This window comes from Streptomyces sp. NPDC036822 (assembly GCF_055609145.1).
This window is the reverse complement of sequence record NZ_JBVJPY010000016.1, coordinates 138528-147656: the sequence shown is the minus strand read 5'-3', so window position 1 is coordinate 147656 and position 9129 is coordinate 138528. Positions and strand designations below refer to the sequence as shown.

Genomic DNA, 9129 nt, shown 5'->3' with positions numbered 1-9129 from the left:
GACGCCCAGCCGGGTCAGCAGCCGCACCACCGCGCGGCCGGTCTCCGGGTAGAGCGTGTCGTTGACACAGGTGAGGAAGAGGGCGACACGCATCGTGCTCCTTCGGGGATCTGCGGTGGCGGGCCGCGGTCAGAGGCCGAACACGTCGGGGGAGTCGGCCAGCCTGCGGAAGTACGCGCGAGGGTCGGTCACCAGCCTGCGGGCCTTCAGATCCAGCAGACCGCCGACCCCCGTCACCTCGGCGGCCACGGTGCCGTCGGTCTTGCGGACCGTCTGCTCGATGCGGAAGGTCTTGCCCTCGCCCCAGAGGAAGGCGCACGTCACGTCGACCTCGTCGCCGGCCCGCAACTCCCTTCGGTAGCGCACCGTCACTTCGAGGGCCACCGGTCCCACCCCCTGCTCCAGCAGATCCGCCTGCCGGATGCCACCCGCCTGCAGGAGCAACCAGCGGGCGTGCTCCGCGTACTGGAGGTAGACGGCCTGGTTCAGGTGGCCCTGGGTGTCGGTCTCGTATCCGCGAACGACGACGGGAACCGAGAATGGCTCTGCCACGGTCTTCCTTTCGACGACAGCACACAAGGAGTGCCGGTTCGACCAGGCAACCGCCTGGTGCCACGCGGCATTCCACCACGTGCCGAGGGCGCCCGTCCCGCGGCCACGCGTCCCGGTACATGCGTTGCGACGGGCCGCACGCCCCGCACCGTGACGCCACTCTCGGCGCCCCGGTCCTCGGCCGCCGATCACTCATTGTCAGACCCCTGCGCAAAGATCCTCGTATGACGACTGCCGCACCCGCCGCTTCCCTGCCCGACCGCGCCGCCTACGACGAGGCCGTGTCCACGGCGCTCGCCGCGTCCCGGGCGTACTACGGCGACGGCGAGGCCATCCTCGCCGACGCCGCGTACGACGTGATGGCGCGCCGGATCGCGGCGTACGAAGCCGAGAACCCCCAGCACCGGCGCGCCGACACCCCCACCGGGAAGGTCGGCGGCGTGGCCCCGGTGGGCGACGTCGCCCACACCGTGCCCATGCTCTCCCTCGACAACGTCTTCGACGCCGAGGGGCTCGTGAAGTGGGGCGCCTCCCTGGCGCGGCGCATCGACGGGCCGGTCGAGGGGGGATACGCGGTGGAGCCGAAGCTGGACGGCGCGGCGATCGCGGCGCGTTACCGCGACGGCCGCCTGGTCCGGCTCGTCGGCCGCGGGGACGGCACACACGGGGAAGACCTGTCGCACGCCATCGGAAGCATCATCGGCCTGCCCGAGGTCCTGCCGACCGCCGCGACCGTGGAGATACGGGGCGAAGTGCTGCTGACCCGCGCACAGTTCGAGCGGGCCAACGAGATCCGCACCGCGCACGGGGCGAAGGTGTTCTCCAACGCGCGCAACGGGACGGCCGGCACGCTCCGCGCCAAGGACCGCCCCTACGTCATCGAGACGACCTTCTTCGCCTACGGAGCCGTCTCCTTGGACGGTGTCGGGTTCTCGGGCGGAGAGACGCACGAGGACGTCATGGAGCGGGTCCGCGCCCTCGGGGTGCGGACGACCGCCGTGACCGACGTCGGGCTGCGCGTCTGCCGGACGCTGGAGGAGGTCCAGGCGCGGGTCGAGGAGATCGCCGGCCTGCGCGCCGGACTGCCCTTCGGCATCGACGGCGTCGTGGTCAAGGCCAACAGCTTCGCCGAGCAGGCGGCCGCCGGATTCGCCACGCGCCACCCCCACTGGGCGATCGCCTACAAGCTGCCCGCCGTCGAGGCGCGGACGAAGCTCCTCGCGGTCGAGTGGAACGTCGGCCGCACGGGCATCATCGCGCCACGGGCCGTCCTGGAGCCGGTGGACGTCGACGGCAGCACCGTCCGGTACGCCACGCTCCACAACCCGGCCTTCATCCGCGACAGCGGCATGATGATCGGTGACACGGTCACGGTGTGGAAGGCGGGCGACATCATCCCGCGCATCGAGGCGCCGGTCGTGGCCCTGCGCACCGGCGAGGAGAGCGCGATCGCCCTCCCCGAAGCGTGCCCGAAGTGCGGCGGCGCCATCGACACGTCCGGCGAGCGATGGGAGTGCGCCGACGGCGCGGGCGGCGGCTGCGGCCTGCTGGCGGCCCTGCGCTACGCCGTGGGGCGCGACCAGCTCGACATCGACGGCCTCGGCACCACCTTCATCGAAGCGCTCGTCGAGTCCGGCGCGGTCGCGGACGTGGCCGACCTCTTCACCCTGACGCGCGAACAGCTGGCCGAGGCGACCCGCAGCGAGAAGCGCGCGGACGCGCTGCTGGAACACATCGCCCGCGCCGGACGCAAGCCGCTGAACCGCGTGTTCTGCGCGCTGGGCATCGTGCGGACCGGCCGCACGCTCTCGCGGGAGATCGCCCGGCACTTCCTCACCATGGACGCGATACGCGCCGCCGACCCCGAAGCCCTCGCCCAGGTCCCCAAACTCCCGGGTGCCAACGCGCCGAAGATCGCCGCCCACATCGCCGCCATGGGCCCGGTCATCGACAAGCTCGTCGCCGCCGGGGTGAACATGACCGAACCCGTGGCGCCGTCCCAGGGGCCCGCGGAGTCGGGTGCGCCGTTGCACGGTGAGGTGGTGGTCATCACCGGCGGGATGAACGGCCCGCTGGCCGGGCGCAACCGCACCCAGCTGAACGAGCTGGTCGAGAGGGCCGGCGGCACGTCCTCCGGCAGCGTGTCGAAGAGGACGACGATTCTCGTCGCGGGGGAGAACGCCGGGTCCAAGCTGGCCAAGGCCGAGCAGCTGGGGACGAGGATCCTCAGTGAAGCGGAGTTCGCCGAGCTGATCGCGGACCACCTGGGCTGACCGCGGCGGCGCTTCGCGTCCCGCCCGAGCCGCGGGGCGGCGGTCAGGGTGGCGGCCGGTGGTCAGGCGGAGCCGGCCGTGGGCCCGCCGGGCGACCGCCGCGCATCCGTCGCCACCCACCGCCGGGAATAGGGGGCAAAAGCGACACATTGCGGGTGTCGCGGTCGAAGGGAGAGCCCCACGATGAAACTCAGGAACGAGCTGCCCGTCGACCACCACTTGGCCCGGGTGTACCGCGCGGGCTCCGCGCTCTGCGGTCTCCTTCTGGTGGTCTTCGGCTGCTTCGGGTTCGCCGACGCCCTGAGCCCCTTCGACACCGGAGGCGACCGCATCGCGGGAATGACGACCAACACGACCCTCAGCGTCATCTCCGTCCTGGTCGGCCTGGCCCTGCTCGCCGGCGCGGTGGTGGGCGGCAACGCCGCCTCCACGCTGAACATGGTGATCGGAACCCTCTTCCTGCTGAGCGGGTTCTGGCACATCTTCGTCCTGGACAAGGCGGCGAACTTCCTGGACTTCGGCATGACCAACGTGATGTTCAGCTTCGTCATGGGCCTGCTGATCCTCACCTTCGGCATGTACGGCCGGGTCGCCGGCCGGCTCCCGCACGACAATCCGTACTGGCGCAGGCGCCACCCCCGCGAGGCCGCTCGCGAGTCCCTCGTCAGGCGCCGGGCGGCGGCCGCGGCCGCCCCACCCGCGACCGCCGTCGCCGGGGGAGAGGCGAGCGGCGCCCTGCCGCCCACCCGCGACGAGCGGCCCCTTCCCTGACCGTCACACCCTGGTGGGTGGCGGTGGCATCCTCGACCCGTCACTCACCGGCGGAGGGCGGTGGCCCCTCGCGTACGAGAGCGGCGACCTGATCGGTGATCATGTCGAGGATCGTCGCCGACACGGCCTCGTCCTGGCCCAGGACGAGGAAGTTCAGGGTCAGGCCGTCCGTCACGGAAGCCAGGTACCGCGCCAGGACCGGGACCGGCACGCTCAGGTCGAGCGACATGCTCGCGCTGAGCTGCTCGATGAGCTCCTGGTAGATCTCGGCGTACCTCTCGTGCTGGCGCCGCGCCAGCGCCTCGAACCCCGGGGTCCGCAGCGCGTACTGGGTCAGTTCGTACGTGAGCATGTGCTCGCCCGGGTGGGCGCACACATGGTCCCAGTAGGCCCCGAACCCCGCCCGGATGGTCTCCCGGAGCGTGGCACGCGGGCGCAGCGCCTCCGCCACCACGCCGACGTAGTGGTCGGTGATCGTCGTGATCACCGACTCCAGCAACGCCGCCTTGGAGTCGAAGCAGTAGTGGAAGACGCTCAGCGAGACACCCGCCTCCGCCGCGATGGACCGGGTCGTCGTCCGGGGGACGCCGTCCCGGGTCATCGCGCGGATCGCCGCCTCCGTCAACTGCCGGCGCCGTGTGGCGAGCGGCATGCGGGTCATCCGGTGGTCCCCTTCGCTCCGTCGGCCGGCGCCGTCAGTTGCTGTAGACGCCGACCTCGTGGAGCGAGTAGCCCCACCCCGTACCGCGCTGCACGCCCTGGATCCGTACGTGACGGGCGGTGGTGCCCGGGAACCGCACCGTGTCCAGCCCTCCGTCACCGGCGGTGGTGGACCAGACGGTCCGCCACGTCGTCCCGTCGTCCGAGACCTCGACGCGGTACGCCTTCCCGTACGCCTCCTCCCAGTCGAGGGTGACGCGCTTGACCAGCTGCGGCGCGCCCAGGTCGAAACGGAGCCACTGGTCGTCGTTCCACTCGCTCGCCCACCGGGTGCCCCGGTCGCCGTCCACGGACCGACCGGGCGCGTAGGAGACGAACGGGTTCCACCACTGGGTGGTGGACGCCGCCGCCGGTGCCTGGGAGGCCAGGTTCACGTCGGCGCGGTGCCGCTCGGAACCGCCCCAGGTGTCGAGGTAGGACTCGGCTCCCCGGAACAGGTCGTCGACCACGCCCTGGCCGCCGACCAGCCGGACGTCCTCGATCCAGTCCGGGACCAGCCCGTAGTGGGAGGCGCCGTCGGTGTTGAGGTCCCACGTCCGCTGCCCCGTGGTCTGCCGGTCGAGGACCGAGCCGCCGTCGGTGCTGCGGAAGGGGTAGCGGACCGGGTTGGCGGTGTCCGCGCCCCGGGGTCCCGGCCAGCCGCCGACGCCGTTCATGTCGGTGCCGTAGCCGTAGCCCACGCCGTACTTCTCGCGCAGGGCGTCCGTCCGTTTCGCCTCGGCGCTGAACCCCTCCGCGCCGTGCATGTACTGGGCGATGAACCCGCCGAGTCCGTAGACCCTCTCAGTCCAGTTCAGGTCCATCCAGCTGTGCGAGGAGATCACGCCCGGGTACTTCTCCGACTCCAGGATGTCCAGCGCCCGGCCCGTGGCCTTGACGCTCATGTGGTCGATCTCGAGCATCATCTTGCGCTTCATCATGCCGCGCACGGCGTACTCGCCCAGATCGGTCAGGCCCCTGGTGTTGCAGCGGGCGTCACTCGCGTAGGCCGGGACCGTCACCCCCGCCGGAAGCTCCTTCTGCGCCGCGGGCGCCGCGGCGAGGCCGATCGGGTTGTCGTGCTGCGGGCCGGTGCACTGCTCGGTCTTCCAGAAGGTGCCGGTCGACAGGAACTGTCCCACGTTGATCGCGGTCCCGAGCGCCCCCTCGTCGAACCGGACTCCGCACAGGGCGTTGTCGAACTTGTGGCAGAGGAACATGCTGCGGACCCCGAGCCGGTGGAGCTCGTCCAGGCCCCGGTCGATGTCGCCGCGGTCGCACTGGGCGATGTCCAGGACCTGCTTGCAGCCGAAGGGCTCGGACGTCTCCACGCCGAGGACGACCGCGAGCTTGCCCTGCTCGATCACCTGCCGCGCCTGGGCGCTGTCGGTGACGATCCGGAACCATCCCTTGCCCGGCCCGCCGAACATCCGGTCGACGTAGTCCTGCATCTCGTACGTCTTGCGGGCCTGGAGGCGGATCGACGTCATCTCGTCGCAGCCGCGGTCCTTGAAGAAGTAGACCGAGCAGATGACCCCGTTGGTGACGAGGTCGTTCACGAGGACCCGTTGCCCGCCCCGCCACGCCCGCTCGATCCAGGCGTAGTAGTTCTGCTGGTGGGTCAGCGAGTCGTGCGCGGGCCAGTCCTTGAAGGTCGGCCAGCCGTCCGGGTCGTGCCGGCCGTCACCGCCCTTGGTGATGAAGTCGAAGACCGCGAGGGAGCCGTCGGGGTAGTGCTCGGGACAGTCCTTGAGCGCGTCGGCGGCGCCCAGCTCGGAGAAGGCCTTGCCGCAGATGAGGCGGCCGCCGAAGGCCTCGTTGGACATGATGTGGTTGTGCGCGTCGACGAATCCGCGCACCTCGCCCCGGGCGTCGGTGCCCTGGAACGGCTCGCCCGTCACGTTGATCGCGGAGTCGGGTTGCGGTCGGTCGACGGGGTTCCACCAGGACGCGTCCGCGGCGGACCCGGGGGCGGGGCCGAGCAGCACGGCCATCGTGGCGAGGAGCAACGACAGCACCGCCAGGGACCTGCGCCTGCTGTGCGTGGTTCGCGTCATGGACATCTCACTCACGTCCTCGGTGGGGGAACGGGACGGCACGGCGCGTACGAGTTGTCATGCTCCGCGCGAATCGTGTGTCGAGAATCCCGACTGCCGCAACCCGAGTCAAGAGTCCGGGACGGATGACCTGATGGGTCGTCGGACGACTGGCCGCAGGCGGCCCACGCGACCGCGACTCCGGGTGGGCGCACGACGGGGGGCCGCGGAAGCGGGGTCTTCCTGGCGGTCGCCTTCGTGGCGGCGGGAGTCCTCGGGGCTCTGCGACCCGCGCACGGCCGCCCACCCGCCCGGCCCCGGTCTCAAGGCCCGTACATGTCGCGGCAGAGGCGGACGATGTCCGGCGGGACGACTCCGGAGGGGCCCGCCTGGCGGCAGAGGGACCGCAGATCGGCGGTCGCGGGGCGGGGTGTGGTCTTCGGGGGCCGGACCGCACGGTTCCTCTTCGGTTTCCTCTTCGCGGGCGCCGTCTTGGGCGGCCGGAGAGCGGTGCGTCCGCGGGGTTTCGCCGTGTCGGCGGCCCGGCCGCCGGAGCGGGCCCGGCCGGGTGCGCGCGGCGGTGTGTCCCGTGCCGTGTCCCGCTTGTCACCCGTCTGCCCGGCGCCTTCTCCCGCGGTGCGGTGGCCGTCGGGTTCGGTGCTGGCGAGGGTCTCCCGGGGCGGAGCAGGTGTGGGGGCGGGCCGGTCGGGCAGCGGCGTCGGCGGGCGGTCGGCGGCGGGCGCGAGGCCGGCCGGACGGATCGGCGGAGCCGGCGTGGCGGGCACGGCGACACAGCCGGTGGCGATCAGGAGGGCGGCGAGGGCGAGCGGGACGGCGATGCGGCGGGAGTGCATGGGGTCACCGTGCCGGACCGGGGGCGGGCCGGGACCGGGGCACGCGAAGCTCCACCGGGACGAGTGAAGCCCTCCCGGCGGGACGTCGTAAGCGCACCGCGCCGCCGCGCCAGCTCCCGGCCCCGGTCGTGACGTCGCGACGCCGCGCGGGACGTCGTGGGCGCACCGCGCCGCGCGCCACTCCCACCACCGGTCGTGACGTCACGACCGGTGGACGTGGAGATCGCCCCGGCGGTCCACCGGGGCCGTCGCCGCGGGACGGCGGGCGGCGGCTGTCCCGACCCCGCCCCGGGGTGGGCGCCCGCCGACCCGGCGCGGAGGCGGGCGAGCGGTGGGAACCGGCGGTGGCCGGTCGGCAGTCTGCTCGGGCATGACCTTCGAGCGGATCGTCCACGGCTGCGCACAGTTCTGGCGCTTCGGGCTCGACCAGGTGCGGGCCGTCGCCTTCGCCGTCGTGCTGGTCGGCGGCATCGGCGCCTCGCGCCTGCTGCCCGCCGATCTCCCGGTCGCGCGGTACGACCTTCTTCTGGTCTTCGGCGTGGCGCTGACGGTCCTGGCACGCAAGGTCGGCTGGGACGGCCCCCGGGACACCGCCGTGATCCTGGGCTGCCATCTCGTGGGGCTGCTGTTCGAGCTGGTCAAGGTACGGATGGGCTCGTGGAGTTATCCGGAGGACGCCGTGTCCAAGATCGCGGGCGTCCCGCTCTACGGCGGGTTCCTCTACAGCGCCGTCGGCAGCTACTGCTGCCGCGCCTGGAAGATCATGGACCTGTCGTTGTCCGGCTACCGGCCCCGGGCGATGGCCGCACTGGCGGCCGCCGTGTACCTGAACTTCTTCACGCACCACTGGCTGCCGGACGCCCGGATCCCGCTCGCCCTCCTGCTCCTCGCCGCCATGGCCGGCACCTGGGCGCACTTCACGGTGGGCGCCGCCCGCTACCGCCTGCCGCTGGCCCTGGCCTTCACCCTGATCGGCTTCTTCCTCTGGATCGCGGAGAACGCCGCCACCTACGCCGGTGCGTGGAGCTACCCCCACCAGCTCGACGGCTGGCAACCGGTCCCGCCGGCCAAGTTCGGCGCCTGGGCCCTGCTGATCAGCGTCACGTTCGTCCTGGTCGCCCGTACCCGGGGCAGCTCGGGGACGGGCGGCCGGGCGGCACCGGAACCGGACCGGGAGCCCGGCACGGTCCGCGTGGCGGAGAAGCGCTCGCCCGCCGCGGGGTGGTGGCACCGGACGCGCGGCGCGGGAAGACGGTGGAGGAAGCGCCCGGTGGGCTGAGGCCCGAAGCCGCCCCCGAGCCCCCGTGATGGCGCAGGTTCCCACCGACATCGAAAGGATGGCGCCGCCCACCCTCCCGCGCCGAAGCTCTTCATGGCGGCGGGCCGGGGAACGGAGCCCCGCCGACCGCGTGAGACGGGGAGGCGGGGATGAGGGGGACGAGGACGGCCGTGGCCGTGGCGGCGACCGTGGCCGGATGCGCCGCGCCGACCGGCGACGCCACCGGCTCGGGACCGGCCGGACGCGCCGGCACCGCGCCGCCGTCGACGGCTCCGGCGCTGAGCGAGGCGGAGCGCCGGAGCATCGAGGACGCCCAGCAGGGGCTCATCGCCGCCTGCATGGAACGGCACGGCTTCCGGTACGCGCGTGCCGAACGCCCGGCCCCGGCGGCCGACGGAGCGAACGGGTACGTGTCGGACGACGTGGCCTGGGCCCGCGCTCACGGCTACGGCAGCCGCATCGACGCGGCGGAGGACCGGGCCCGCCTCACCAACCCGACATCGCCTACCGTGCGAGCCTTCCCGAGCCGCGGCGCCGGGCGTTCGACGCCGCCCCCGACGGCGGGCCGGGCAGCCCTGTCCTGGAGGCGCGCCTCCCGTCGAGGCGCCCCGGCCGTCCCTCGGCCGGCCCTGGCGTGACGGCGTCGGGATGCGGATGCGGCATAC

The 9129-nt window shown here is 72.8% G+C and carries 8 protein-coding genes and 1 pseudogene; 4 read left to right on the top strand and 5 right to left on the bottom strand.

The annotated features are described in order from the left end of the window. Both ACZ68P_RS29110 and ACZ68P_RS29105 read right to left on the bottom strand, forming a co-directional pair. A pseudogene (locus ACZ68P_RS29110) lies at positions 1 to 93 on the bottom strand ((Fe-S)-binding protein); the annotation flags it as partial. A 36-nt stretch (positions 94 to 129) separates the two neighbouring features. Beyond that, positions 130 to 552: an acyl-CoA thioesterase gene (locus ACZ68P_RS29105; RefSeq protein ID WP_471011373.1), complete on the bottom strand. Its 423-nt coding sequence runs from the start codon at positions 550 to 552 to the stop codon at positions 130 to 132. Positions 553 to 776: 224 nt separating this feature from the next. On the opposite strand from ACZ68P_RS29105, the gene ligA reads away from it, so the two are divergent. Further along, positions 777 to 2825 carry an NAD-dependent DNA ligase LigA gene (gene ligA, locus ACZ68P_RS29100; protein ID WP_471011372.1) on the top strand — a complete coding sequence of 683 codons (2049 nt, stop codon included), beginning with the start codon at positions 777 to 779 and terminating at the stop codon, positions 2823 to 2825. Between the two features lie 183 nt (positions 2826 to 3008). After that, the gene (locus tag ACZ68P_RS29095) at positions 3009 to 3596 is read left to right on the top strand and encodes a DUF4383 domain-containing protein (RefSeq protein WP_471011370.1); all 588 of its coding nucleotides are present in this window, start codon (positions 3009 to 3011) and stop codon (positions 3594 to 3596) included. A gap of 40 nt (positions 3597 to 3636) precedes the next feature. On the opposite strand, the gene ACZ68P_RS29090 is transcribed toward ACZ68P_RS29095, so the two are convergent. The 3 genes from ACZ68P_RS29090 to ACZ68P_RS29080 all read right to left on the bottom strand — a co-directional run bounded on the left by ACZ68P_RS29090 (position 3637) and on the right by ACZ68P_RS29080 (position 7185). Beyond that, on the bottom strand, positions 3637 to 4257 hold the full coding sequence (locus ACZ68P_RS29090) for a TetR/AcrR family transcriptional regulator (protein ID WP_471011369.1): 621 nt from the start codon (positions 4255 to 4257) through the stop codon (positions 3637 to 3639). A 34-nt stretch (positions 4258 to 4291) separates the two neighbouring features. Further along, positions 4292 to 6289 (bottom strand): galactose-binding domain-containing protein, encoded by a 1998-nt coding sequence (locus ACZ68P_RS29085; protein ID WP_471011394.1) that lies wholly within the window; start codon positions 6287 to 6289, stop codon positions 4292 to 4294. A gap of 365 nt (positions 6290 to 6654) precedes the next feature. Beyond that, positions 6655 to 7185, bottom strand: coding sequence for a hypothetical protein (locus ACZ68P_RS29080; RefSeq protein ID WP_471011366.1), 531 nt, complete (start codon positions 7183 to 7185; stop codon positions 6655 to 6657). A 370-nt stretch (positions 7186 to 7555) separates the two neighbouring features. Between ACZ68P_RS29080 and ACZ68P_RS29075 the strand changes: the two genes are divergently transcribed. Together ACZ68P_RS29075 and ACZ68P_RS29070 are read left to right on the top strand one after the other, a co-directional pair. Beyond that, on the top strand, positions 7556 to 8464 hold the full coding sequence (locus tag ACZ68P_RS29075; RefSeq protein WP_471011365.1) for a DUF817 domain-containing protein: 909 nt from the start codon (positions 7556 to 7558) through the stop codon (positions 8462 to 8464). 149 nt (positions 8465 to 8613) lie between these two features. Continuing rightward, positions 8614 to 9102, top strand: a complete 489-nt coding sequence (locus tag ACZ68P_RS29070; RefSeq protein ID WP_471011362.1) for a hypothetical protein — start codon at positions 8614 to 8616, stop codon at positions 9100 to 9102. Positions 9103 to 9129: the final 27 nt, after the last annotated feature.